We start from the raw sequence: 23,207 nt of genomic DNA, 5'->3' as shown, positions 1-23,207 counted from the left end.
TCCGCAACGAGCGGAGGCGGCCGATGCCGTCTACAGTGATCAGGGCGTGAGCTTCTCCATCGCCTTCGCGATCCGCTTCTCCGACACAGGCGTGGGAGTGCCCAGCGTCTGAGCGAAGAAACTCACCCTCAGCTCCTCGATCATCCACCGGATCTCCACCACGTCCGGATCCCCCCGCCGCGCCGGATGCAGCCGCTCCAGCACGTCGAGATAGTCGTCCTCGACCTTGTGCACCCGATCCATCCACTCCTGGTCCCGCCAGGGCTCCTCGGGCAGCTTGGCGAGGCGGCGGTCGATGGCCCGGATGTAGCGCAGGATGTCGGACAGCCGGCGATGGCCCGTGGCCGTCACGAAGCCCTTGTACACCAGCTTGCCGAGCTGATCCCGCACGTCCGCCGTCGCCGCGCTCGCCCGCAGCGCGTCCAGGCGCACGTTCGACTCGTGCCAGACGCTGAGGATCTGCTCCACCTTCGCCAGCACGTCCTGCGCCGCGTCGTACAGGTGGGCGCGCACGTGCTGGTAGAGGCGGTCGAAGCCGACCGGGTCCCAGGCGGGGCCGCCGGCGTCGAGCATGAGCTTGTCCACGGCGGCGTTCACCACGTCGTCGAACAGGGCCACCGCCCCGCCGTGGGGGCTGCGTGACAGGGCCAGCTTGGCCTGGTTGGACAGGCCGCCGAGCAGCGACTTGGCGGGGTTGGTGACGTTGAGCAGCAGGAGGCGGCGCACGCCGGGCCAGTGGGAGCGGCGCTGCTCGGCCTGGGTCTCGAAGATCTTGATGGAGACGGAGTCGCCCGCGTCCACCAGAGCCGGGTAGCCCTTCATGCGGCCCTGCTCGAAGACCTTGGGCAGGGTGCCGAAGCTCCAGGTGTGCAGGCCGGTCTGCTCCAGGTCGTCGCCCGCCTGCGAGAGCGTCTGGCGCAGGCGCGGCGCCAGGCGGCGCTTGAGGGCGTCGAGGTCCTTGTCCTCGGCCACCGTGCGCTTGCGCTCGTCGATCACCCGGTAGGTGATGCGCAGGTGATCGGGCACCTGGTCGAGCTGCCAGGCGTCGCGCGGGACGCGGATGCCGGTCAGGCGCAGCAGCTCGCGTTCGACGGCCTCCAGCAGCGGCTCGCCGCCCTGCTTGACGCCGGCGAGCACCTGCTTGGCGTAGTTGGGGGCGGGCACGAAGTTGCGGCGCACGTGCTTCGGCAGTGAGCGGATCAGTGCGGTGATCAGCTCCTCGCGCAGGCCGGGGATCTGCCAGTCGAAGCCGTCGGAGTTGACCTGGTTGAGCACCTGGAGCGGCACGTGGACGGTGACGCCGTCGGCGTCGGCGCCCGGCTCGAACTGGTAGGTCAGCCTCATCCGCTGGCCGAGCTGTTTCCAGGTGTCGGGGTAGTCGCGGGCGCTGATGTCGGCGCCCTCGTTGACGAGCATCTCCGGCGAGAACGTGAGCAGGTCCGGCTGCTCCTGCCTGACCTGCTTCCACCAGGAGTCGAAGTGGCGGGCCGAGACCACCTCGGCCGGCACCCGGTGGTCGTAGAAGTCGAACAGGGCCTCGTCGTCCACCATGATGTCGCGGCGGCGGGCGCGGTTCTCCAGCTCCTCGACCTCGCCGAGCAGCCGGCGGTTGTCCTTGAGGAACTTGTGGTGGGTGTCCCAGTCGCCCTCGACGAGCGCGTGCCTGATGAACAGCTCGCGCGACAGGTCGGGGTCGATGCGGCCGTAGTTGACCTTGCGGCCGGTCACCAGCGGCACGCCGTACAGGGTGACCTTCTCCAGGGCGATCACGGCGCCCTGGTTCTTCTCCCAGTGCGGCTCGGAGTAGGTGCGCTTGACGAGGTGCTGCGCGAGCGGCTCGACCCAGTCGGGCTCGATCTTGGCGTTGACCCGGGCCCACAGGCGTGAGGTCTCGACGAGCTCGGCCGACATGACCCACTGCGGCTGCTTCTTGGCCAGCGCCGAGCCGGGGAAGATGGCGAAGCGGGCGTTGCGGGCGCCGAGGTACTCCTGGATCGGCCGGCGGCCGTCGGCGCCGCGCTTCTCCATGACGTCCTTGACGCCGATGTGCGACAGCAGGCCGACCAGCAGCGAGGTGTGCACGTGGTACGGGTCGGCCGGGCCGCTGTTGGGCTGGGCGCCGAGCGACTGGCGTATCTGGCTGTAGATGTCCTGCCACTCGCGTACGCGCAGGTAATTGAGGAACTCGGCCTTGCACAACCGCCGGAACGCGCTGGAGGACAGCTCCTTCTGCTTGTCGCGCAGATAGTTCCACAGGTTGAGGTAGGCCATGAAGTCGGACTCGGGGTCGGCGAAGCGGCGGTGCTTCTCGTCGGCCTGCTGCTGCTTGTCGGAGGGGCGCTCGCGCGGGTCCTGGATGGACAGGGCGGCGGCGATCACCATGACCTCGCGCAGGCAGCCGTTCTTCTCGGCCTCCAGGACCATGCGGCCCAGGCGCGGGTCCACCGGGAGCTGGGCGAGCTTGCGGCCGACGCCGGTGAGCTTGTTCTGGGCGTCGAACGCGCCGAGCTCGTGCAGCAGGCTGACGCCGTCCTTGACCTGGCGGCGGTCCGGCGGCTCGACGAACGGGAACGCCTCGATGTCGCCCAGCCCGATCGAGGTCATCTGGAGGATGACGGAGGCCAGGTTGGTACGCAGGATCTCGGGGTCGGTGAACTCCGGCCGGCCCAGGAAGTCCTCCTCCTCGTACAGCCGGATGCAGATGCCGTCGGACGTCCGCCCGGAGCGGCCCTTGCGCTGGTTGGCGCTGGCCTGCGAGATGGGCTCGATCGGCAGGCGCTGCACCTTGGTGCGGTGGCTGTAGCGGGAGATGCGGGCGAAGCCGGGGTCGACGACGTACTTGATGCCGGGGACGGTGAGCGAGGTCTCGGCGACGTTGGTGGCCAGCACGACGCGGCGGCCGGTGTGGCGCTGGAAGACGCGGTGCTGCTCGGCGGCGCTGAGCCGGGCGTAGAGCGGCAGGATCTCGGTGTTGCGGAAGTCCGCCTTGGCCAGGGCGTCGGCGGCGTCGCGGATCTCCCGCTCGCCCGACAGGAACACCAGGATGTCGCCGGGGCCCTCGCCGACCAGCTCCCGGCAGGCGTCCACGATGCCCTGCGTCTGGTCGTCGTCCTCCTCCAGCGGCCGGTAGCGCACCTCCACCGGATAGGTGCGGCCGGACACCTCGATGATCGGCGCGTCGTCGAAGTGGCGGGAGAAGCGCTCGGGGTCGATCGTGGCGCTGGTGATGACGACCTTGAGGTCGGGGCGCTTGGGCAGGAGCTGTTTCAGGTAGCCGAGGATGAAGTCGATGTTGAGGCTGCGCTCGTGGGCCTCGTCGATGATCAGCGTGTCGTACTGGTCGAGCAGGCGGTCGTTCTGCAGCTCGGCCAGCAGGATGCCGTCGGTCATGAGCTTGACGAGGGTGCGGTCGCTCGCCTGGTCGGTGAAGCGCACCTTGTAGCCGACCACCTCGCCGAGGCCGGTGCCGAGCTCCTCGGCGATGCGCTCGGCGACCGTGCGGGCGGCGATGCGGCGGGGCTGGGTGTGGCCGATCAGCCCGCGCACGCCCCGGCCCAGCTCCAGGCAGATCTTGGGGATCTGGGTGGTCTTGCCCGAGCCCGTCTCACCAGCGATGATCACGACCTGGTGGTCGCGGATCGCCTCAAGGATGTCGTCCTTGCGCTGCGATACAGGCAGGTTTTCCGGATATTTCACCACCGGTACGGCCTCGCGGCGCCGTACCAGTCGCTGCTCAGCCCGCTCCAGGTCGGCCAGGATCTCCGCGACGATCTTGTCCCGCGCGTCGCGGGAGCGCACGCGGCGCATGCCGTCGAGCCTGCGCCGCAACCGCCGCTGGTCGCGCGGCATGAGCTCGGGCAGGCGGGACTGGAGCTCGGCGAGTGGAGAGGACAACGAAGGCGTTCCCATACTGCTTTCAGGATATTTGAGCCCGGCATCCCCGGAGCCAACCGCCCATGGTGCCTGACGCGTCCGCCTCGCGCATCCCAATATCGCCGTGTCCCCCGGTGATCGTGAAAAGCGATCGCCCTAGCGGTCGTGGATCGTGATCACGTAGCCCTCGGGGCCGGCGAAGCTGAACGTCCGCCCGAAGGGCCCGTCCACCGGCGGCGTCACGATCGGCACGCCCGCCGCCTGGAGCTCGTCGTGCAGCCGCTGGGCGTCGTCGGCCTTGAGCCAGAGCGCCACGCCGGCCCCCGGCCGTTCGGGCAGGTCCACGCCCGGGAGCGGCTCGCGTACGGCGAAGGCGATGGGCTCGGTGGCGAACACGACCGCGTGCGGCGGGCCGGGGGCGCGCTTGAGACCGAGCCGCGTCTCGTAGAAGCCGGCGGCCTTCTCGAGATCGCGAACTTGGAGCGCGACGAAGTCGATCCCGGTGACGGTCATGATGCCCTCTTTCGATGTCAGGATTTTGACATCGAGGAGCTTATGTCAGACTTCTGACATGAGGCAAGACGATGCCACCCGCACCGTCGGGTACCAGCTCAAGCGGGTGCAGGCCGCGCTGCGGGCCGCCATGGACGCCGCGTTGCGCGCGCACGGGCTCACCACGCCGCAGTACGTGTGCCTGGAGCTGCTCGGGCGGCACCCCAGGCTGTCGAACGCGGAGCTGGCCAGAGGGGCGTTCGTGACCCGCCAGTCCATGAATGTGGTGCTGCGCAACCTGGAGGACGCGGGGCTCGTGTCACGGCCCTCGACGGCGCCGTCGGGGCGCGCGCTGCCCACGCGGCTGACGGCGGCGGGCGAACGGGTCCTGGAGGCGGCCAGGGCCGACGTGCTGGCGATCGAGCGCCGGATGACGGCCGGCCTGGACCGGGCCCAGGCGGAGGTGCTGCTGAGGCAGCTCAACGACATGGCCGACGCCCTGTCCGAGCAGGGCTGAGCGCCGCGGGGCACGTTCCACGCGCCCCGCGGCGTCCGCCCGGAGGTCAGCGGACGGTCTCGACGCGGCCCGCGGCCGCCAGGGCGACGCCGATGATGCCCGCCTGGTTCTGCAGCGCGGCGGGCACCACGGGCGTGTCGAGACGTACGTGCGGCAGGAACTTCTCCGCCTTCTTGCTCACGCCCCCGCCGATCACGATCAGCGACGGCGAGAACAACATCTCGACGTGGCGCAGGTACTCCTCCACCCGCTCGGCCCACTTCTCCCAGCTCAGGTCGTGCTTCTCACGGGCCCGGTCCGAGGCGTGGTGCTCGGCGTCCTTGCCGTTCAGCTCCAGGTGCCCCAGCTCGGTGTTGGGCACCAGCACGCCGTCCACGAACAGGGCGCTGCCGATGCCGGTGCCGAACGTCAGCACCAGGACGGTGCCCCGCCGCCCCCGCCCCTCGCCGAAGCGCACCTCGGCCAGACCGGCGGCGTCGGCGTCGTTGAGCACCGTGGCCCCGCCGAAGAGCCCCGCCGCGTCGACGCCGACCCAGGAGCGGTCCACGTTGGCCGCCGTCTTGATCACGCCGCCCACGACGACGCCGGGGAAGGTGACCCCGACCGGACCGGTCCAGCCGAAATGACCGGTGATGGTGCGCACCACCTCGGCCACCGCGTCCGGCGACGACGGCTCGGGGGTGGGGATGCGCAGCCGCTCTTCCAGCAGCTCACCGGCCTCTGTGTCGACCGGCGCGCCCTTGATGCCCGAGCCGCCGATGTCGATGCCCAGCACGTTCATGATCCTTCTCCTACCCCACCGGCGCGAAAAACTCTATTTCTGGCCCGGCTGAACCTGCCTCCTTCCCTCCGCGTATCTCGCGTCACAAGCGCTAACTAGGAGGCAACGGATGCGGCCACGCATCATCACACTCTGCGCTGTTGCGGTCGTCTTGGGAGCGACTCTCACCTCTCCCGCACACGCCACCACCAGGACGCGATTCGACGTCATCAACCTTGTGTCGGACGTTCAGGGCAAAGCCCCGGTCACCGACCCCAAGGTCGTCAACCCGTGGGGCCTGGCCATGGGCAAGACTCTGTGGGTCTCGAACACCGGCACCGGTAGCGCCACCGTCTACTCCGGCACGGGCAAGAAGGAGAAGACGGAGGTCGCCATCCCGGGCGGAGCTCCGACCGGCCAGGTGTTCAACCCCGGTGAGGGCTTCACCGTCAAGGGCAAGCCCGCCACCTTCATCTTCTCCAGCCCGAGCGGCGCCATCAGCGGCTGGAACGCGGAGGTCGACCCGGCCAACGCGATCATCGCGGCCTTCACCCGCGGCGCCGACTACAAGGGGCTGGAGCTCGTCCAGACCGAGGACGAGGCGTTCCTGCTGGCGGCGGACTTCGCCAGCGGGCGCATCCACGCCTTCGACGAAGACTTCAGGCGCATCGGCCTGGCCCGGTGGCAGTTCAGGGACCGGGCACTGCCGAGGGGCTACAACGCCTACAACGTGGCGGTGGCCAACGGCAACATCTGGGTCGCCTACGCCCTGCGCGACCCGAGCACCGGCAAGCCGGTCTTCGGCAACGGCAAGGGCTTCGTCAGCCGCTTCAACGCCGAGGGGCGCCTGACCGGCCGTATCTCCCGCACCGGGCTGAACGCCCCCTGGGGGATCACCGCCGCGCCCGCGGGCTGGAGCCGGAGCGAGTACCGCAACGCGCTGCTGGTCGGCAACTTCGGCGACGGCACCGTCCACGCCTACCGCAGCGGCCGGCACCTGGGCTCGCTGCGCACCTCCGACGGCAAGCCGATCGTGCTGCCCGGCCTCTGGGACCTCGAACCGGGCACCGCCGCCACCGGCGGCGAGAGCTCGCTGTGGTTCTCCGCCGGCATCGACGGCACCAAGCACGGCCTGATCGGGGTCATCGCCCCGCAGGGCACGAAGGTGAGCTCCAACGGTGCGGCGAGCACGCCGTCGAGCAGCCCGACGCATCCGGCGGGCCACCGGTCGAGCGCCCCGAATACCCAGCCGCCCTCCCAGAATCCCTACGGCGGGTACTGACAGGCGCTCCATCGCCGCCGCCCCCTGGCCTGGCGAGAAGCGCAGCTCGCCCAGCACGGCGAGGGGGCGGCGGTCCACCGCGAAGGACAGCCTCTAGAGTCCGAAGTCATGAGTGAGCAGACGTTCAGCGAGTGGCTGAGGCAGCAGTGCGAGCCCGAGTGGACGGCGGTGGTGACGCACCCGTTCGCGATGGCGATCACCGAGGGAACGGCGGCCGGCGATGAGATGCGGCGCTACCTGGAGCAGGACTTCCAGTTCGTGGACTCCTTCACGGCACTGCTCGGCGCGGCCGTGGCCGCCGCCGACACGTTCGAGGCGCGGGTGCCGTACGGCAGGTTCCTCGGGCAGGTGGCGACCACCGAGGAGAAGACGTACTTCCACCGGGCGCTGGCCGAGCTGGGCGGGCGGACCGAGGTGCCGCTGGAGCCGGTGACGGCGGCGTTCAGGCGGCTGATGGACGAGGTGCGCGCGTCGCAGGACTACCTGCTGATCGCCGCCGTGCTGTGCGTGGCCGAGTGGTGTTACCTCGGCTGGGCCTCGCGGGCGGCCGAGCCGCTGCCGGAGAGCTTCGTGCACCGCGAGTGGATCGAGCTGCACGAGGGCGAGGAGTTCCGCGCCTGGGTGGCCTTCCTGCGCGGCGAGCTGGACCGGCTGGGCGAGGGGCTGGGCGAGGCGCGGCGTCTGGAGGTGCTGGGCGTCTTCCGCCGGGCCGTGGAGCTGGAGCGGGCCTTCTTCGACATGGCCGCCGGCTAGCCCAGGACGTCGGCGAGATCCTGGAACGTCCGGTAGTGGATGCCGGTCATGCCCAGAGCCCTGGCGGCCTCCACGTTCGGCAGCCGGTCGTCGACGAACAGGCAGCGCCCGGGCTCGGCCCCGGCCCGCTCCGCCGCGATCTCGTAGATGCGCGGGTCGGGCTTGGCGACGCCGACCCTGGCGCTGCTGACCACGTCGTCGGCGAAGTACGTCAGCCCGAGCCGGTCGATGTGCTCCTCCAGCGTGTCCATGGCGTTGGTCACGATGATCACCGGCACCCGCTCCTGCGCCCTGGCCAGCAGCTCCCTGACCTGCTCGTCCACCCAGAACCCGATCTCGATGAACTCGGCCACGGCCTGCCGCGCGCGCTCGTCGCCGCCGAGCGCCGCCACGATCGACTCCGCCCACTGCGCCTCGGAGACGTGGCCGAGCGTCGGGGGCAGGATCAGCTCGGGGTCGAAGGCCGTCTTCATCAGGGGCAGGCCATAACGGGCCTCGATGTCGGCCTGAGCGGCGTGGTCGAAGTGGCGCAGCACGCCGTCGAAGTCGGTGAGAACCGCGTCGAAGGGGAACACAGAACAGCATTCTGCCTCACACCCGCACCCGGAGGTCCCCGCCACAGGTACCGGGACGACCCGCGGCACTACCATCTCCGAGACAGGATTCGGTATCGGAACGGTAGGGCATGAGCGATCATCGGCTGCCACGCGAGCTGGGCCCCCTGTTCGCCGACGGCGGCAGGGGGCGCCGGCTGCCCGTGGCCCTGCCTCCCGGTGACGTGGTCTGGCCGGATCCCGGCTACACCGGGCAGGGGGTGCCGGCGCGGCCGGCGTTCTGGATGAGCGACGATCCGGTGACCGGCGCGGACTGGACACTGCTGCGCGAGTGGCACGCGCACAGCGGCCTGTGGCCGCTGCTGCTGGACGAGTCGGCGCAGCCCTGGAGCGTGGGGCAGGTCGTGCCGGACGATCCCCGCCAGATCGACCACTTCACCGCCGAGGGGTTCATGGCCGAGGTGTGGCAGGAGTGGGTGGCGCAGATGCCGCCCGACGCGCTGGAGGAGCTGGACCCGTACGGCGCGATCTGCCCCGGCCTGGCGCCGCCCGGCGTGCTGAGGGCCGAGCCGGAGGCGGTCGCCGACTGGCTGGCGGGCGAGCTGGCGGCCAGGGGCATGCCGCTCGGCCTGGTCGCGGCGGGCCGGGGCGCGGACGCGCTGGCGGTGATGGGCTGGCAGGGGGCGCTGCACCACAACGAGTGGATGGTGCCGATGGCGTCGGTGGTGCGGAGCTGGGAGGACCGGTTCGGGGCGCGGGTGGTGGCCGTCGGCTTCAACACGCTGGAGCTGAGCGTGGCGGCGCCGCCGGTCGATCCCGAGCACGCGCTGCACGTGGCGGCCGAGCACTGGACGTTCTGCCCGGACAACGTGGTGCAGGGGCCGGGCGACCTGGAGGGGTACGCCGGCCAGATCGCCGGGCGGCACGTGTGGTCGTTCTGGTGGGACTGAAAGTGGAGGTTTTGCGCTACCTTTAGCTTCCGTGTCATGGGGAGATCTGACGCCGGAGTTACTGCACTCCTCCGTCTGGGCCGACGGGCTCGTCGAGTCGGCGGGCATCCCCATCTACGACATGCCGCTGGTCTCCGTGGGCGGCGGGCTCGGCTCGTTCACGCTGCTCGACGTGCTGCGCATCCGCGGCGTGGCCGCCTCCGCCATGCGGGTGCTGTCGACCAGCGACTCCCCCTGGCAGACCTGGGAGTACCTGACGCGGGTCTCGCAGCTCCCGGCGCACGAGCGCATCCGCTCCGACTCGGGGGCGCGGCCCGACAACATCTGGGGCTTTCCCTCGTACGCGGTGCAGGAGGCCTGGCAGGAGCGCTCCATCGGGCCGCTGTTCCAGGTGCTCACCGAGCCGATCGGCCGCGACTTCTACAGCCCGCGGGCCGCGCTCGTCCTGCGCGGCGTGCAGCGCGAGGCCGACCGCATCGGCTACTGGGAGATGCTGGCCAAGGGCCAGGTCCGCATGGTCAGGAAGCGGCTGGGCGGCGGCTACTTCACCGTGCTGACGCCGCCGGCGGGCAGCGGGCCGACCAAGCGGGTGGCGCTGCGCTCGCGGTATGTGCACCTGGCCGTGGGGTATCCGGGGCTGAAGTTCCTCGACGACCTCCAGGAGTTCCGGCAGCGCAAGGGTGAGCGGTACCGCGTGGTGAACGCGTACGAGCCGCACGAGCACGTCTACGACCAGCTCAGCAAGCGTCCCGGCGTGGTGGTGGTGCGCGGCGCGGGCATCGTGGCCTCGCGGGTGCTGCAGCGCCTCATGGACGACAGGGAGCGGTACGGCCTGCAGACGCAGATCGTGCACCTGTTCCGCACGTTCGTGACGGGCGCGCACGGGCCCCACGCGTTCATGCGGCGCAAGGGCGGCGACGGGTGGGCGTACCAGGCGTTCACGATGCCCAAGTCGGCGTTCGGCGGCCAGCTCAAGGCGCAGTTCCGCAAGGCGCCGCCGGAGCGGCGGGCCCGGCTGGCCGCGCTGGTGGCCGGCACCACCACGCCGAAGCTGGCCCGCTGGCAGGAGCAGATGCACCGGGCCAGGCAGGGAAGCTGGTACCACCCGGTGCACGCCGTGGTGGAGCGCATCGACCAGACGCCCGACGGCCGGCTGGTCACCCACACCCGCAGCGTCAGCTCGGCGCCCATGCAGTACGTCTCGGACTTCATCATCGACTGCACCGGCCTGGAGGCCGACATGCCGGAGCACCGGGTGCTGGCCGACCTGCTGCAGCACGGCGGCGCCCGCCCCAACAAGGCGGGCCGGCTGCAGGTGGGCCCGAGCTTCGAGGTGCTGGGCGCGGAGAACGGCGACGGCCGGCTGTACGCCTCGGGCGCGGCCACCGCGGGCAACCACTTCCTGGCCGTCGACAGCTTCCTCGGCATGCAGACCGCGGCCCTCGACATCGCCGACGACCTGGCCAGGCGGGGGTTCTGCAAGGGGCTGGGGCCGGTCAGGTCGGTGTCGCAATGGCTGAGGTGGGCGGCGAACAGGAGACCGGCTTGATCCCGACGCTGGCCGGGCGCGTGCAGACCCGGTTGTTCGTGCTGGCCACGGTGGGGGTGGTGCTGACGGCGCTGCTCGGCGCCGTGCTGCCGCTGTCGCTGGGCGACGCGTTCGTGATGCTGCTGGCCGTGGCCGTGGTGGGCGTCGGCTGGGAGCTGCTGTACCACCTGCTGATGCAGTTCCGCTGGGACAAGGACTGGCCGACGCTGTTCGGGCTGGTCACGGTGGTGCCGGAAGGGCTGCTCATGTGGGTCCTGCTCGATCTGGAGCTGGTGCCCGGGGTCGAGGGGCCGGTGTCGTTCTGGGCGTTCGCCGTCATGTTCGGGGTCGTGTGGATCGGCCAGTGGCTGTTCGTGAACGGGCCCATGCGGGTGCTGTTCGTGCAGTGGCGGCTGCGGGGCGGCCGCCTGTTGTGAAGGCGGGCGCGTGGGCGGCGCCGAGCCGGCCAGGGGGCCCGGCCGGCGCGCCGGCCGGAACCGCGACCGCTCAGGCGTGACGGGCGTCAGGGGATCCGGGCCACGGCTCCGTAGTTGCCCGACGCGCTGGGCTGATCGGCACAGGCGATGTCGTGGTCGTCGGGCCGCCATTCCGGAACCCACACCAGCCCCGGCTCTACCAGCACCAGACCTTCGAGCAACGCCTCGACCTCCTCCCGGGTGCGAATCGCGTGCCCCGGCAGCGTCATGGCCAGCAGGTCGTGAATGGCCGGCAACAGCTCCGCCGGAATGGCGTCGAACGTGGTCTGCATGACCGACAGGTAACTCCTCTCGGGGACCACCTGGCGAATCCGCTTGATCACGTAATGGAAGTACTCGTCGTCGTTCAGGCTGTGGGTGGAAAGCAGCAGCACGGCCATCGGCCGGTCCCAGTCGAGGAACGTCTGCAGCACCCGGTCATCGAGGATCTCGTCGATCTCGCGCACGTCGCCCTCTACAACGCGGACGAGGTCGGTGACAGGCTCGATGGTCGCCCGCGCTCCGGCCAGCACCATAGGGTCGTTCTCCACGTAGACCACGCGCGGCACCGAGGCGCTCAGGGCGTCACGGGCCACGTCGTGCAACTGCCTGCCCGGCGGCAGGCCACTCGGGACACCACTCCCGACGATCACGAACTGATCCACGCCCTGGCCGGCCAGATGACGGACCACACGGCGCAAATATTCGAGCACGGCCCTGGCGGCCGTCGTCGTGATGGGCGCGGCCTGATCATAACGGTTTATGACCGCCCGGTCCGCCACGAAGTTGTTCTTCCCACCCGCGGCTGCGTCGAGAATGCGAGTGGCACGCGCTTGGGTCATCTCCAGCTTCGCCAGGTTTCGGATGGCACGCTGACGCATTGAGTGTTACCCCTTTCCCCTCGCCCACTATCTCGGGAAAAGCTGATCCTTTCGGACCCCACTCGATGACCCAGACCATATGATCCTCGCCCCACGGCGAAAGACAACCGCAAAAGCCATTGATTATGGATATACCTACGTTACCAATGGTTGGTACGAATGGGCGGGGAGATCAAATACCCAGAGATCGCGAAAGCCTTTCGCGATGGTAATTGAGCATCTCGAACGTCTCGTCGCGGGTGGTCGTCGTCACCGACAGCTTGGTGAACGCCTGGTGGAAGGCCTCCACGGCGGTCGTGTCGGTGATCAGCGCGTCGGACTCGATGCCGTGGGCGCAGGCGATGTCGGGCTCGAAGGCCTCGGTGAAGCGCCAGAGCGTGAAGGGGCCGGTGCGCGGCACGTACGCCGGGTCCTCCATCGGCACCACGTGCAGGGAGACGTTGGGCCGCTTGGCGTGCTCGATCAGCACGTCGAGCTGGCGGAGCTGGACGTGCTGCCCGACGATCGAGCGGGTCAGCACGCTCTCGTCGATCACGGCCCACAACACCACGCCGTTGTCGCGGGGCACCGCCTCCTGGCGGGCCAGCACGAGCGCCAGCGCCTCCTCCACCGTCTGCTGCCCGAGCGTCGCGGGCCCGGCCACGGTGATGGCCGCCCTGGCGTACTCCTCGGTCTGCAGCAGCGGCGGGACGAACTGGTTGTGGTAGGTGCGGATCACCGTGGCGCGCCCCTCCAGGGCGTAGCCGGTGGCCAGCCACACGGGCACCGACTGCGCGTCGTACCAGGCGGCCTCGCGCTCGCCCCTGGCCAGCGAGAGCACGTACTCGCGGATGGGGGCCACGGACACGCCGTAGACGGTCAGCAGGCGCTCGACGGTGATGGGCGCCGGCGCGATGCGGCCCTCCTCGATGGCGGGGATCGCGGCCGCGCCCCTGCCGATCGCGGTCTCGACCTGCTCGACGGAGAGCTGGGCGGCCAGGCGCAGGCCGTGCAGCCGCTTGCCCAGCGCCCGGCGCTGCGGGCCGCTCAGCGGCGCGACGGCCTCGGGGATGTCGGACGTCGGCTCGGGCTCCTCGGGCAGCCCCTCGGCCTTGCGGGCCAGCTCGACCACGCCGCGCAGCACGGCCAGCGAGGTCTCCGACAGCCCGGAGGCGGACAGGCCGATCGTGGCCGCGCGCAGCTGCAGGTCCTCCACCGAGCCGGACTCGAGGTAGTCGTCGCCGACCAGCCAGCCGACGCTCACCTGCAGGCAGGACGCCAGCGCCCTGAGCACCTGGAGCGTCGGGTTGGTCTGCTTGCCGGTGCGCAGCTGGCTGACGTAGGCGCGGGTGATGGGGATGCCGGCCTCCGTCAGGGCGGAGGCGACCTGCGCGCCGGTGAAGCCGCGCTTGGTCAGCGCGAGATCGAGCCGCTCGGCGAAGTTCGCCACGGCACACCTCCTAGCCGCCCGTGAACATTGTCCAGGGTAAGGGACGCGAGCCCCACTGTCCCCTGCCATGCGGGCAAGCTCTGCCACGCAGGCAGGTATCAACTTATGCGCAAACTGTCAGTTGACATAACCCCCTCACGAAGCGGACTATCGGTTCACGTGGTAACTGTGGCTTAACAGTCTCAGGGTTCTGGAGAGTCCCCCTGCGAGGAGGTGGCCGGACGTGACCATGGATTCGACCTTCCTGGACGGCCCGGCCGTCCCCGGTCAGGAGCGGGTGGTCCAGCGCATCTGCGCCCGCGTGGCGGGACCCGTCGCGGGAGCCGGCGTACACGTCGCCGGCCTGCCGCTGGGCGGGGTCCAGGTCTGGCTGGACGACCCCGGGCACCGCTGGCGCTTCTACCACCGGATGGCCCGCGAGCTGCGGCTGGCGGGCTGGCACACCGAGACGGGCCCTGATCGGCTGCTGTTGCTCGGGTGGAGTGCGGTCTGCCTGAGCCACCGCGTCAGGATGCTCGGCGCGGCCCTCGCGGGCCGGCTGGCGGACTTCGACAAGACGGCGTTCACCGCCGTCATGGTCGCCACCCGGCTGCGTCATGAGGGGTTCCCCGCCGCGGAGCTGCCCGTCGAGGTCGAGACCCACTGCGCCGAGGAGCTGCGCTGGCCGGCCAGACTGGCCGACCTCGACGGTCTCGAACGGCGCTCGTCGCTGGAGCCCCTGCGGCTCAGGCTGGCCCAGGTGGCCGGCCTGGAGGCCAAGGTGGGCCGGCGCTGCGGCGAGCACCTGGCGCTCGCCTCCAAGGTCGCGCGCATGGTGGCCGGCGGTGCGGGACCGGCCCGTACGCGCGCGGCAGGACCCAGAGCCGGGCTGACGGAGCGCATGGTCTGCGTCAGCGTGCCGAACGTGGCCGAGAGCGCGGTGACGGCTCGATGAATCTCCCGGCCTCCACCCGCCTGGACGCGACGGCGGTCATCCCGTCCGCGTCCCGGCGACCGCTGCCACCCGGCGGCGCACGGCCACCGGCCGCCCGCGGCCGGCGCGGGCCGTACGCGGCCCGCGTGGCAGCCCTCCCAGCGCTGGCCCCGGCGCTGTCCCACCCCCCCGGCACCGTGGAGCACGTGCCCGACCTAGTCGGCGCGGTGCTGTCGGCCAGCGCGGTAGCGGCTGGCGTGCTGGCCGTTTCGAGGGGTGGCGCCTGGGGCCGGCTTTCTCACCGCCCGCCGGGTCGCGTGCGCGCGTACGCCGTCCTGCCGCTGATCTCGTGGCGGCGGCGTGCCCGCGACCCGCGGCGGTTTCGCGGCTCCCCAGGAGCCGCCACGATGGCGGCGGCGCCTCCGGCCGTGCCGGTCGTCCGCCGCGTCGGGCTCGGCAGGGTCGTCTACGGCGGTGCATCCGGCCTGGACGGCACCATCGGCACGGCAGCGATGCCGGGCGGAACGATCACCGTGACGGGCGCCACGGTTGCGATCGGCCGGCCACCCCCGAGGGGGCCGGCGCCCGGGCACGCCCGCGTGCTCATGGCCGTACTGCCGGCCACCGTTCTGCTCGCCGCCACGGCGCTGGTGCGGGTCGCCGGGGCGTCGCAACGTGAGAACGGACCCCGATCCCGACGCGCGGCCGAAGAGGGGCCGGCGATGCTGCGCCGGCCCCTCGCCGAACCGCGCGCGAGGCTCGACCGGGCCGGGACCCGACCGGCCCGCCCTGGAGATCCACCCCGAGTAACCCACCCGCTGTAAATAGGAGCGACCGACCATGCTCACCGACGAGTTGCGCACGCAACCCCACGAAGTCCACGCGCGGGGCGTACGGCCCGGCGCGCCGCCGCCGTCCTGGGGCGGGGAACCGCGAGGCGAGGAACAGGCGGCGGGACCGGCGCGCACCGTGCACCGGCTGCGCCGCATCCGGCAGGTGTCCGTCGAAGCCATCACCGAGATCGACGAGGCCCTGCGGCACCGGGCTCACTGAACCCCCTCTCTCGCCTTCCCGCACAGGAGGAAAGACCATGCGCACCGTCCGGGGCACCCGATGAGCCGCCGCAGGGTCGGCGTGCTCGTGGCGCCCGCGAACCCGTCGGCGGAGCCCGAGCTGACCAGACTGCTCGGCTCGCGGGCCGACATGCACGTCGCCCGCCTCCCCGTACGGCCGGGGCCGTCCCTGGCCGACCGGCTCGACGGCTACAACGCCGCCCTGCCCGCCATGATCGGCGCGTTCGACGGCCTGCGGCTGGACGCGATGGTCATGGCCTGCAGCCAGCCCCGCTACCTGCTCGGGCCGGACGAGGACCGCGAGCAGTGCGCCGAGCTGACGGCCGCGACCGGGGTGCCGTTCGCCACCGCCACGCTGGCCACCCGGGAGGCGCTCGAACACGTGATGGCGAGCGACATCGTGCTGGTCTCGCCGTACCAGCCGTGGGTGACGGACCTGGCGGAGCGGTTCTGGAAGACGGCCGGGCTGAACGTCACCCAGGTCGTCCAGGTACGCGCGCCGGACGGCTACTCCCCTTACGGGCACACGCCCTCGTCGCTGGTGAGCCAGGTCGAGCTGGCGGAGCCGCCCGGGGACGCCGTGCTGCTCTTCACCGGCACCGGGCTGCCCACGCTGCCCGTGCTCAGGCCGCTGACCAGCGGCAACGACCGTACCTTGCTCACCTCGAACCTCTGCGTGGCCTGGTGGGCCCTGTCCAAGGCCGTCGGCCGGCACGTGACGCTCAGCCGCGTGCCGTACCGCCGCCACCACATGGCGGCCACGGCGCGCGTGGGAGGCCGGCCATGAACGGCGTGATCGTGGTCGGCGCCGGGCCCGCCGGTCTGACCGCCGCGCTCTGCCTGGCCAGGGCCGGGATCCCGGTCACCGTGCTGGAGCGCGAGCACGAGCTGCCCCGGCAGGCGCGCGCCTGCACCTTCCACCCCGCCACGCTGGACCTGCTGGACGACCTCGGCGTGGCGGCCAGGCTGGTGAGCGCCGGCCGGGTGGTGGACCGGGTGCAGTGGCGCGACCGGTCGGGGATCGTGCTGGCCGAGATGGGCATGAACCGGCTCGACGGCCTGACCAAGCATCCGTTCAGGATCCACGCCGACCAGGCCTCCCTGACCCCGCTGCTGCTGGCCGCCCTGAGCGTCCACCCGGACGTGGACGTGCGGTTCGGCACCCACGTGGACGGTGTGGCGGAGGGCGGCACAGGGATCCGGGTCCGCGTCGGCCACACCTGGACGCGGGCCCGGTACCTGATCGCCGCCGACGGCGCGCACAGCACCGTGCGCGGCTCGCTGGGCCTGCCGTTCCCCCGGTCCGCCTATCCGGTGCAGGCGCTGCGGGTGTTCACCGACTCGCCGCTCGACCGGCTGCTGCCGAGCCTGGCGCCGCTGACGTACGTGCGGGACGTGCAGCAGTCGTGCACCCTGCTCGGGCTGCCCGACCACTGGCGGATCATCTTCAAGATCCCCTGCGACTCGCACGAGCCGCTGTCCCCGTCGAACCTGTCGCTGCTGGTCCGCAGGGCCCTGCCCGGCGCGGGCGAGCCGATCCGGATCACCGGCGCCGACCGGTTCGGACTGTCCCGGGGGGTGCTGACCTCCTACCGGTGCGGGCGGGTGCTGTTCGTGGGCGACGCCGCGCACCTGACCTCGACCGTCGGCGGGCTCAACATGAACGCCGGCATCCACGACGCCGCCGAGGCCGGTCAGGTGATGGCGGCCGTGATCGGCGGCTACGCCCGGCCCGCCGCGCTGGAGGCGTGGGCCTGGCGCCGACGATCGGTGCTGCTGCAACGGGTGATCCCGCGCGGCGAGACCCGGCTGGCGGGCGTGCGCGAACGCGACAGCGCCCGGCTCGCGGCGGCCATGGCCGGGCTGCGGGCCATCGCCGGGGACCCTGACGCCACGCGCGCCTACCTGGCGCAGGCGTCGCTGCTCGACACGCCGAGCTCGGCATCCGCCGATTCGGCCGGGAGGACCTGACCTCGCGACCGTGTCCGCGTACCGAATGGAGGAGGTGACACCGGATGTGGCGAACCCTGTCGGACGACGCGCGCCAGGCCATTCGTGACCTGTGCGACAAGCACGGAGCCCGCCTCTACGACTACTGCCGCACCGAGCTCGCCGCGGGCGACGCCGAGCAGGCGGTCGCCGGGGCCGCGATGACGGTGCACCTGTACGCGGATCGCGTGGTGGATCCGGCCCTGCGCCGGCCCTGGCTGTACGCGGTGGCCAGAGCGCATCGGGCGGTCGTCGCCAAGCCCGCGAGCATCGGCTCGTGGTCGCGGCCCGGCCGCATGTCGGAGCTGCTGCCCGAGGCGCTGCTGTCGCTCGAACGCCCGCAGCGCGAGCTGCTCGACCTGTCCGTACGGCACGGCCTGGCCGACAGGGAGCTCGCCGCGATCTTCGAGCTGCCCGAGCCCGAGGTGCGCGCCATCGTCATGCGGGCCGCGGCGGCCCTGGAGGAATGGTTCGCCGCGATCGTCGCCGCCCGCTCCCGTGACGGCTGCCCCGACCTGACGGCACGCATGGCCGAGTGGGTCGCGGCCCCCGGCCGGCGGGCCAGGGCCAGGATCGGCCGGCACATCCAGTCCTGCGCGACCTGCCGGGCCGCGCCCAGGACCATGACGGCGGGCGCGCTGCTGCGCCGCCTGCCGATCGCGGCACTGCCCGGCACACTTCCCAACCGGCTGGCGTTGGCGCAGCCGTTGCCCGGCGAGGGGCCACTCTGGCGGGCCGACGGCTTTCCTGTGCAGGCCCGCACACTGGTGGAGACCGGCTCCTCGTCGCCGGCTCCTCCGGTCGCCGATGCCACGCCGCCCGCCCCGGTCGCCGGCCCCACGACGGCGACCTCGGGAAAGCCCTGGTCGGCGGCGGGCGCGGCTGCCGCCGACCAGGAGCACCCCGAACGTGAACTCCCCGGCGCCGACGTGGAACGCGCCGGTGGCGGGCTCGGGCATCCCGGCGCGCCCGCCGTGCGCGGGCGGCATCCGTTCACGCCGCCGAGCCGTACGCGGCCCTTCCGCGGCGGCGCGTACGGCGACAAGCTCGTCTACACCACCGCCGTCAAGGGCGAGAGCAACGGCACCCACCACAACGGCGCGATCGTCCGCTACGGCGGCATCACCCTGTCCGCCCTGGAGCAGACGCCCAACGGGGGCGGCGCGCAGTGGCAGGAGTACTGGCGGCCGCCCGCGGACGATGACGACGATCCCGAGCCCGGCACCCCGATCAGGGCCGTGGCCAGGCTCGGGCTGATCCTGGGCGTGGGCCTGCTGGCGGCGGGCCTCATCTGGGCCGTGCTGAACTCCCAGTCCCAGCCGGCCACGCTCACCAAGGCCGCCGCGCAGGCGAGCGTGCCGCCGCAGGCGCCGGCGGCCTGGGGCGCCGAGGTCACCGCCCCCGGCTCCACCGGGTCGGCGCTGAAGTCCCTGCCCAGGAAGTCCGCCCTGCCGCGGCCCGCGCCGCCGGTGGCCCGGCTGTCGCCGTCGTCGTTGTGGCTGGGGACGGGGCGCAGCGGGACGTTCTCGCTGGCGTGCACGGGCCGGTGCGAGATCACCTCGGCCACCGGGACGAACGGCATCGCCGTCTCCGGCAACCGGGTCCGCGTCCGTTCCCCTCAGGATCCCTGTGACCTGGAGCCGGGCACGCACCGCGGGAGGGTGGCCGTGCGGTGGACCGGCCGCGCCACCGGTGACGGCCGCACCACGGGCGGCGTCACGACCGGCGGCGGAACGCTGACCTTGGACGTGGCCTGGACGGTCGGGCGCTCCACGGACGACGACATCGTCATGCTCGACGTCCGCGGCGGCACCCGCCTGAGCCCCTGCGACTGACCCCGCACGACCCCCGCCGCGGCACGGCAGGGGTCGTGGGACCGTCCGGGTCTAGAAGAACTGGAACTCCTGCTCGGGCTGAGGCAGCTCGACCCGCTCGGGCCCGCGGAACCTGGCCGTGTCCTGAGGCACGTCCGCCAGCGGCGTCCCCAGCACGAACGGCACGCTCACGCTGCTACGGGCCAGGTCGACGGTGACGCCGGCGCCCGTCCCGGCCTCATCGGTGTAGGTCGAGTCGGTCCCGGCGATGACGAGCCCGATCCGGTGCCCCTTCTTGAACGTGTAGTCCTGCGGCAGCGTCAGCCACCGCACTGTGCCGTACGTGCCCACCGGCAGCGGCGTGGCCTGGCTGAGCGACTGCCGGTTCTGCACGTCGATCCAGCCGCGGGCGACGATCTCCAGGGGCCGGGTGGCGACGTTCGTGACCACCTTGCGGTAGCAGGCGTCGTCGGCCGCGGTGCTCTCCCCGTGGCAGTCCTCCTCCGCGAGGGTGGTGATGCCCTGGCCGCGGCGCCAGTCCACGCGGGTGCTGTCGCCGAAGTCCACCAGGAGCGCCGTCAGGTTGGAGGTGGGCTTGTCGAGCTTGACCCGCAGGTCGGCGGTGGGCGTGCCGGACAGCCGCAGGTCGAGCGGGAGCGCCCCGGTGGTGAACGCCACCCGGCCGGGATGCGCGGTGCCCACGTCGGCCACCATGTCGTTCTCGCTCATGGCGAGGTCGGTGAAGGAGGCGGTGCTGTTCCTGGCGGCGGGCCGCAGGCCGAGCGAGCCGTCGGCCGCGGGCCGCAGCGACGCCCTGATCGCGAACGGGGCCGGCCAGTCGCGCTGCTTGATCCACTGCACCGGGCCGATCTCGACGTCGGCGCGGGGCTCGTTCATGATCCCGTTGCGTACGCCGTGCAGCCAGTGGTCGAACCACCGGTGCAGCGTGTCCACCCACAGCCCGCGGCGCCCCTCGAAGTCGAACGGGTCGACGTGCTGGGTCTGGCCGACCCAGATCTTGCGGGGCACGTGCCGGTCGGCCAGCGCCTTCCACCAGACGGAGAAGTTGTCGGGCTTGACGTTGAGGTCGTTGACCGTGTGCACGACGAACACGCTCGCCCTGACCTTGGAGACGTCGGCGAGCAGGCCCTCGATGTAGTCGCGCTCGGCCCAGAACGGGTTGTGGTCGCCCGTGGCGTCGCCGTCCTCGGCGTCCATCTTGTCGCGTACGGCCTGGCACTTGGCCTCGGGGTCGGTGTCGACGTAGTTGGCCAGCCAGGAGGCGTAGTCGTAGTTGTAGACGACGCCGTTCGAGCGCTGGTACTTGTACCAGGAGCTGATCGCCGAGATGGGCACGATGGTCTTCAGCCCCTCGACGCCGGTGGCGGCGACGGCGTTGGCGAGGGTGCCGTCGTACGACTTGCCGATCATCGCGGACCTGCCGGTCGTCCAGTCGGCCACGGCCGGGGTGCCGTCGGCCCTGAAGGCCTTGGCGCGGCCGTTCAGCCAGTCGATGACGGCCTTGCCGCCCAGCACGTCGGCCTTGCCGCCGACGTCGGGGCAGCCGTCGGACCTGGTGGTGCCGAGCATGTCGACGTTCAGGACGGCGTAGCCGCGCGGGACGAAGTAGTTGTCATAGAAGAGCGGAAATTTCGTGACATTTCCGGCAGCGTCGTAGACCTTGCGCTCCGACTCGTTGCCGCGGCCCGAGTTGTCGTAGTACGGGCTCTCGTCAATGATCACCGGCACCCGGAGCGAGGGGCCGGACTCCTTGGGGCGGATGATGTCCACCCTGACCTTGTCGAGCGCGCCGTCGAGGTCGCTGTCGACGGTCGACTCCACGTACACGTGCTCGCGGACGGCGTCCGCGTACGAGAAGACCGGCTGCGTGCGGCCGTTCTGGACGGTGATCGCAGGAGCGGCTGCGGCTGCCTGGGCAGGGGTCGCTATCGCGAGGGTGAGGGCGACTGCGAAGAGGGCTGGGCGTAATTGTGACACGCGTGACCTCCGGGACGGACGGACCGAAACAAGCGCAATCTCTCAGACGGTCAGAGAGGTGGCAATATCCAGGGCATGGAAGTGTCGGATCGGGTACGGGGCTGCCTCCTGGGCGGCGCGATCGGCGACGCGCTGGGCGCGCCGATCGAGTTTCAGTCGTTGCGGGAGATCCGCAAGCATCACGGGACGGACGGCATCACGGGATATGTCACGACCTGGCGCGGCAGGACCGGCCTGATCACGGACGACACCCAGATGACCCTCTTCACGGTCGAGGGCCTGCTGGACGCCCGCGTCACCGCGGCTCACGCCAGCCGGACGGCGGGCGAGGAGGATGGCGGCGCGCGGGCCGGGGCGAGGGACGGCGCGCCGATCGCGGCGCGAGGCGACGCACCGGACGCGGAGCCCGGCGGTGCCGGGGGCGGTGCGCGCGCGGCGGCCGTCGACGCCGTTCGGCGGGCGTACCTGCGCTGGCTCGACACCCAGCAGCATCAGGCGCCCCCGCCCGGGGGCCTCCCCCACCGGACGGGCCCGCTCCGCGAGGAGGCCTGGCTGTACTCGCGGCGCGCCCCGGGCAACGCCTGCCTTTCCGGCCTGCACCGCTGGTTCCCCGGCCCGTCCCCGTGGGGCGAGCCCGGCCCGGTCAACCCCGGCTCGAAGGGCTGCGGCACCGTGATGCGCTCGGCCCCGTTCGGGCTGGTCGAGCGCGTGCCGCGGGAGGCGTTCGAGCTGGCGGCGGCCTGCGCGCAGATCACCCACGGCCACCCGACCGGTTACCTCGCCGCCGGCGCGTTCGCGGCGATCATCACGCACCTCATGGCCGGACAGGCGCTGGAGCCCGCCGTCCGCCAGGCGATGGAGCTGCTGGCCGAGTATCCCGGCCACGAGGAGACCACCGCCGCCCTGCGCGCCGCCGTGCGCCTGGCGGGCAGCGGCGGGCACTCGCCCGAGGCGGTCGAGTCGCTGGGCGGCGCCTGGGTGGCGGAGGAGGCGCTGGCCATCGGCGTCTACTGCGCCCTGGCCGAGCCCGCCGTGGACAGGGCCCTGCTCCTGTCGGTCAACCACTCCGGCGACAGCGACTCGACCGGCTCGGTGTGCGGCAACCTCCTGGGCGCCCTGCACGGCGCCGCCCCGCTGCCCGCCGCCTGGCTCGGGCCGCTGGAGGGCAGGGACACGATCGAACGCCTCGCCGCCGAGCTGGCCTGAGCACGTCACCATTAGGGTGGATGTTCTTCCAGCCGAACAGGAGTGGGCGCATGCGTAACGTCGCCAGGACCTCGCTCGTGGACGCCGCCATCGCCGAGCTCCGCAGGGAGATCGCCGCGGGGGTGTGGCCGGTCGGCACCAAGATCCCGTCCGAGAGCCGCCTCGCGGAGAGCCTGGGCATGAGCAGGCTGTCGGTGCGGGAGGCGGTGCGGGTCCTGGCGCACGCGGGGCTGCTGCACACCCGGCAGGGCGACGGCACGTACGTGACCGCGACCGACGAGTCCCAGGTCGCGCTGCGGCGCCGGCTCGACACGGCCGCCGCCATGGACATCATCGACGTGCGCCGCGGCCTCGACCTGGTCGCGGCCCGGCTGGCGGCGGGCCGGCGCACCGAGGAGGACCTGGCCGCGCTGCGCGAGACCCTGGCCCGCAGGAACACGGCGGGCCGGGGCGGCGACCTCGACGGGTTCGCCGACGCGGACGTGGACTTCCACCTGCAGGTGGCCGACGCCGCGCACAACGCGCTGCTGGGCGATCTCTACCGCAGCATGAGCGACGCGCTGCGCGACAGCGTCAGGGATCAGGAGGAGGCGGCGCTGGTGCCCGACACCTCGCACGAGGACCTGCTGCGGGCGATCGAGGAGGGGGACGCGGCGCGGGCCGTCGCGGTCTCGGTCGCCATCCTCGACCAGCAGGAACGCGACCTCTGACAGACGCCG

The 23,207-nt window shown here is 71.9% G+C and carries 21 protein-coding genes; 14 read left to right on the top strand and 7 right to left on the bottom strand.

The window, feature by feature from the left end; translation table 11 throughout:
- Positions 1-39: 39 nt before the first annotated feature.
- On the bottom strand, positions 40-3,909 hold the full coding sequence (gene hrpA / locus HD597_RS05575; protein WP_253740624.1) for an ATP-dependent RNA helicase HrpA: 3,870 nt from the start codon (positions 3,907-3,909) through the stop codon (positions 40-42).
- Between the two features lie 120 nt (positions 3,910-4,029).
- Entirely contained in the window at positions 4,030-4,386 is a 357-nt protein-coding gene (locus HD597_RS05570; RefSeq protein ID WP_253740623.1) for a VOC family protein, read from the bottom strand.
- Positions 4,387-4,444: 58 nt separating this feature from the next.
- On the opposite strand from HD597_RS05570, the gene HD597_RS05565 reads away from it, so the two are divergent.
- Entirely contained in the window at positions 4,445-4,882 is a 438-nt protein-coding gene (locus HD597_RS05565; RefSeq protein WP_253740622.1) for a MarR family winged helix-turn-helix transcriptional regulator, read from the top strand.
- Between the two features lie 46 nt (positions 4,883-4,928).
- On the opposite strand, the gene ppgK is transcribed toward HD597_RS05565, so the two are convergent.
- Positions 4,929-5,663, bottom strand: a complete 735-nt coding sequence (gene ppgK / locus HD597_RS05560) for a polyphosphate--glucose phosphotransferase (protein WP_253740621.1) — start codon at positions 5,661-5,663, stop codon at positions 4,929-4,931.
- A 217-nt stretch (positions 5,664-5,880) separates the two neighbouring features.
- Here ppgK and HD597_RS05555 point away from each other — a divergent pair, with 217 nt between their 5' ends.
- Together HD597_RS05555 and HD597_RS05550 are read left to right on the top strand one after the other, a co-directional pair.
- The gene (locus HD597_RS05555; RefSeq protein ID WP_253740620.1) at positions 5,881-6,924 is read left to right on the top strand and encodes a TIGR03118 family protein; all 1,044 of its coding nucleotides are present in this window, start codon (positions 5,881-5,883) and stop codon (positions 6,922-6,924) included.
- Between the two features lie 108 nt (positions 6,925-7,032).
- The gene (locus HD597_RS05550) at positions 7,033-7,677 is read left to right on the top strand and encodes a TenA family protein (protein WP_253740619.1); all 645 of its coding nucleotides are present in this window, start codon (positions 7,033-7,035) and stop codon (positions 7,675-7,677) included.
- Here HD597_RS05550 and HD597_RS05545 read toward each other — a convergent pair.
- Entirely contained in the window at positions 7,674-8,252 is a 579-nt protein-coding gene (locus HD597_RS05545) for an HAD family hydrolase (RefSeq protein WP_253740618.1), read from the bottom strand. The two genes, HD597_RS05550 and HD597_RS05545, sit on opposite strands and share 4 nt — an antisense overlap.
- Before the next feature lie 110 nt (positions 8,253-8,362).
- Between HD597_RS05545 and HD597_RS05540 the strand changes: the two genes are divergently transcribed.
- Genes HD597_RS05540 through HD597_RS05530 form a run of 3 tightly spaced genes read left to right on the top strand, consistent with a single transcriptional unit; the run spans position 8,363 to position 11,146 of the window.
- Positions 8,363-9,181, top strand: a complete 819-nt coding sequence (locus HD597_RS05540) for a DUF4253 domain-containing protein (protein ID WP_253740617.1) — start codon at positions 8,363-8,365, stop codon at positions 9,179-9,181.
- A gap of 31 nt (positions 9,182-9,212) precedes the next feature.
- The gene (locus HD597_RS05535; protein WP_253740616.1) at positions 9,213-10,730 is read left to right on the top strand and encodes a hypothetical protein; all 1,518 of its coding nucleotides are present in this window, start codon (positions 9,213-9,215) and stop codon (positions 10,728-10,730) included.
- Positions 10,727-11,146 (top strand): hypothetical protein, encoded by a 420-nt coding sequence (locus tag HD597_RS05530; RefSeq protein WP_253740615.1) that lies wholly within the window; start codon positions 10,727-10,729, stop codon positions 11,144-11,146. Before HD597_RS05535 ends, HD597_RS05530 begins: the two co-directional genes overlap by 4 nt.
- A gap of 86 nt (positions 11,147-11,232) precedes the next feature.
- On the opposite strand, the gene HD597_RS05525 is transcribed toward HD597_RS05530, so the two are convergent.
- Both HD597_RS05525 and HD597_RS05520 read right to left on the bottom strand, forming a co-directional pair.
- Positions 11,233-12,066: an SAM-dependent methyltransferase gene (locus HD597_RS05525; protein WP_253740614.1), complete on the bottom strand. Its 834-nt coding sequence runs from the start codon at positions 12,064-12,066 to the stop codon at positions 11,233-11,235.
- Positions 12,067-12,238: 172 nt separating this feature from the next.
- Positions 12,239-13,495 (bottom strand): Scr1 family TA system antitoxin-like transcriptional regulator, encoded by a 1,257-nt coding sequence (locus HD597_RS05520; RefSeq protein ID WP_253740613.1) that lies wholly within the window; start codon positions 13,493-13,495, stop codon positions 12,239-12,241.
- A gap of 223 nt (positions 13,496-13,718) precedes the next feature.
- Here HD597_RS05520 and HD597_RS05515 point away from each other — a divergent pair, with 223 nt between their 5' ends.
- The 6 genes from HD597_RS05515 to HD597_RS05490 are packed head-to-tail and all read left to right on the top strand — an operon-like array spanning position 13,719 to position 19,305.
- Positions 13,719-14,429 carry a hypothetical protein gene (locus HD597_RS05515; protein WP_253740612.1) on the top strand — a complete coding sequence of 237 codons (711 nt, stop codon included), beginning with the start codon at positions 13,719-13,721 and terminating at the stop codon, positions 14,427-14,429.
- Entirely contained in the window at positions 14,426-15,232 is an 807-nt protein-coding gene (locus HD597_RS05510) for a hypothetical protein (RefSeq protein WP_253740611.1), read from the top strand. The genes HD597_RS05515 and HD597_RS05510 overlap by 4 nt, the downstream gene beginning before the upstream one ends.
- Positions 15,233-15,248: 16 nt before the next feature.
- Positions 15,249-15,461, top strand: coding sequence for a hypothetical protein (locus HD597_RS05505; RefSeq protein WP_253740610.1), 213 nt, complete (start codon positions 15,249-15,251; stop codon positions 15,459-15,461).
- 60 nt (positions 15,462-15,521) lie between these two features.
- Positions 15,522-16,268, top strand: coding sequence for a maleate cis-trans isomerase family protein (locus HD597_RS05500; protein ID WP_253740609.1), 747 nt, complete (start codon positions 15,522-15,524; stop codon positions 16,266-16,268).
- Positions 16,265-17,452, top strand: a complete 1,188-nt coding sequence (locus HD597_RS05495; protein WP_253740608.1) for an FAD-dependent oxidoreductase — start codon at positions 16,265-16,267, stop codon at positions 17,450-17,452. Before HD597_RS05500 ends, HD597_RS05495 begins: the two co-directional genes overlap by 4 nt.
- A gap of 44 nt (positions 17,453-17,496) precedes the next feature.
- Positions 17,497-19,305, top strand: coding sequence for an RNA polymerase sigma factor (locus tag HD597_RS05490; protein WP_253740607.1), 1,809 nt, complete (start codon positions 17,497-17,499; stop codon positions 19,303-19,305).
- 51 nt (positions 19,306-19,356) lie between these two features.
- Here the strand turns inward: HD597_RS05490 and HD597_RS05485 are convergent, their stop codons facing one another.
- Entirely contained in the window at positions 19,357-21,282 is a 1,926-nt protein-coding gene (locus tag HD597_RS05485; protein WP_253740606.1) for a Xaa-Pro dipeptidyl-peptidase, read from the bottom strand.
- Between the two features lie 75 nt (positions 21,283-21,357).
- Here HD597_RS05485 and HD597_RS05480 point away from each other — a divergent pair, with 75 nt between their 5' ends.
- Positions 21,358-22,488, top strand: a complete 1,131-nt coding sequence (locus HD597_RS05480; protein ID WP_253740605.1) for an ADP-ribosylglycohydrolase family protein — start codon at positions 21,358-21,360, stop codon at positions 22,486-22,488.
- Between the two features lie 50 nt (positions 22,489-22,538).
- Complete coding sequence (locus HD597_RS05475) at positions 22,539-23,198, top strand: FadR/GntR family transcriptional regulator (protein WP_253740604.1); 660 nt, start codon at positions 22,539-22,541, stop codon at positions 23,196-23,198.
- Positions 23,199-23,207 lie beyond the last annotated feature (9 nt).

The organism is Nonomuraea thailandensis (genome assembly GCF_024172165.1).
Taxonomy (GTDB): Bacteria; Actinomycetota; Actinomycetes; order Streptosporangiales; family Streptosporangiaceae; genus Nonomuraea; species Nonomuraea thailandensis.
This window is presented reverse-complemented; position numbering and strand designations above follow the sequence as displayed.

What these genes read in the sequence shown, in the direction of transcription:
- HD597_RS05510 (WP_253740611.1), top strand. Translation starts at nt 14,426, where the DNA reads ATGAATCTCCCGGCCTCCACCCGCCTGGACGCGACGGCGGTCATCCCG.
- HD597_RS05565 (WP_253740622.1), top strand. Translation starts at nt 4,445, where the DNA reads ATGAGGCAAGACGATGCCACCCGCACCGTCGGGTACCAGCTCAAGCGG.
- HD597_RS05495 (WP_253740608.1), top strand. Translation starts at nt 16,265, where the DNA reads ATGAACGGCGTGATCGTGGTCGGCGCCGGGCCCGCCGGTCTGACCGCC.
- HD597_RS05505 (WP_253740610.1), top strand. Translation starts at nt 15,249, where the DNA reads ATGCTCACCGACGAGTTGCGCACGCAACCCCACGAAGTCCACGCGCGG.
- HD597_RS05480 (WP_253740605.1), top strand. Translation starts at nt 21,358, where the DNA reads ATGGAAGTGTCGGATCGGGTACGGGGCTGCCTCCTGGGCGGCGCGATC.
- HD597_RS05490 (WP_253740607.1), top strand. Translation starts at nt 17,497, where the DNA reads ATGTGGCGAACCCTGTCGGACGACGCGCGCCAGGCCATTCGTGACCTG.
- HD597_RS05570 (WP_253740623.1), bottom strand. Translation starts at nt 4,386, where the DNA reads ATGACCGTCACCGGGATCGACTTCGTCGCGCTCCAAGTTCGCGATCTC.
- hrpA (WP_253740624.1), bottom strand. Translation starts at nt 3,909, where the DNA reads ATGGGAACGCCTTCGTTGTCCTCTCCACTCGCCGAGCTCCAGTCCCGC.
- ppgK (WP_253740621.1), bottom strand. Translation starts at nt 5,663, where the DNA reads ATGAACGTGCTGGGCATCGACATCGGCGGCTCGGGCATCAAGGGCGCG.
- HD597_RS05475 (WP_253740604.1), top strand. Translation starts at nt 22,539, where the DNA reads ATGCGTAACGTCGCCAGGACCTCGCTCGTGGACGCCGCCATCGCCGAG.
- HD597_RS05550 (WP_253740619.1), top strand. Translation starts at nt 7,033, where the DNA reads ATGAGTGAGCAGACGTTCAGCGAGTGGCTGAGGCAGCAGTGCGAGCCC.
- HD597_RS05525 (WP_253740614.1), bottom strand. Translation starts at nt 12,066, where the DNA reads ATGCGTCAGCGTGCCATCCGAAACCTGGCGAAGCTGGAGATGACCCAA.
- HD597_RS05540 (WP_253740617.1), top strand. Translation starts at nt 8,363, where the DNA reads ATGAGCGATCATCGGCTGCCACGCGAGCTGGGCCCCCTGTTCGCCGAC.
- HD597_RS05500 (WP_253740609.1), top strand. Translation starts at nt 15,522, where the DNA reads ATGAGCCGCCGCAGGGTCGGCGTGCTCGTGGCGCCCGCGAACCCGTCG.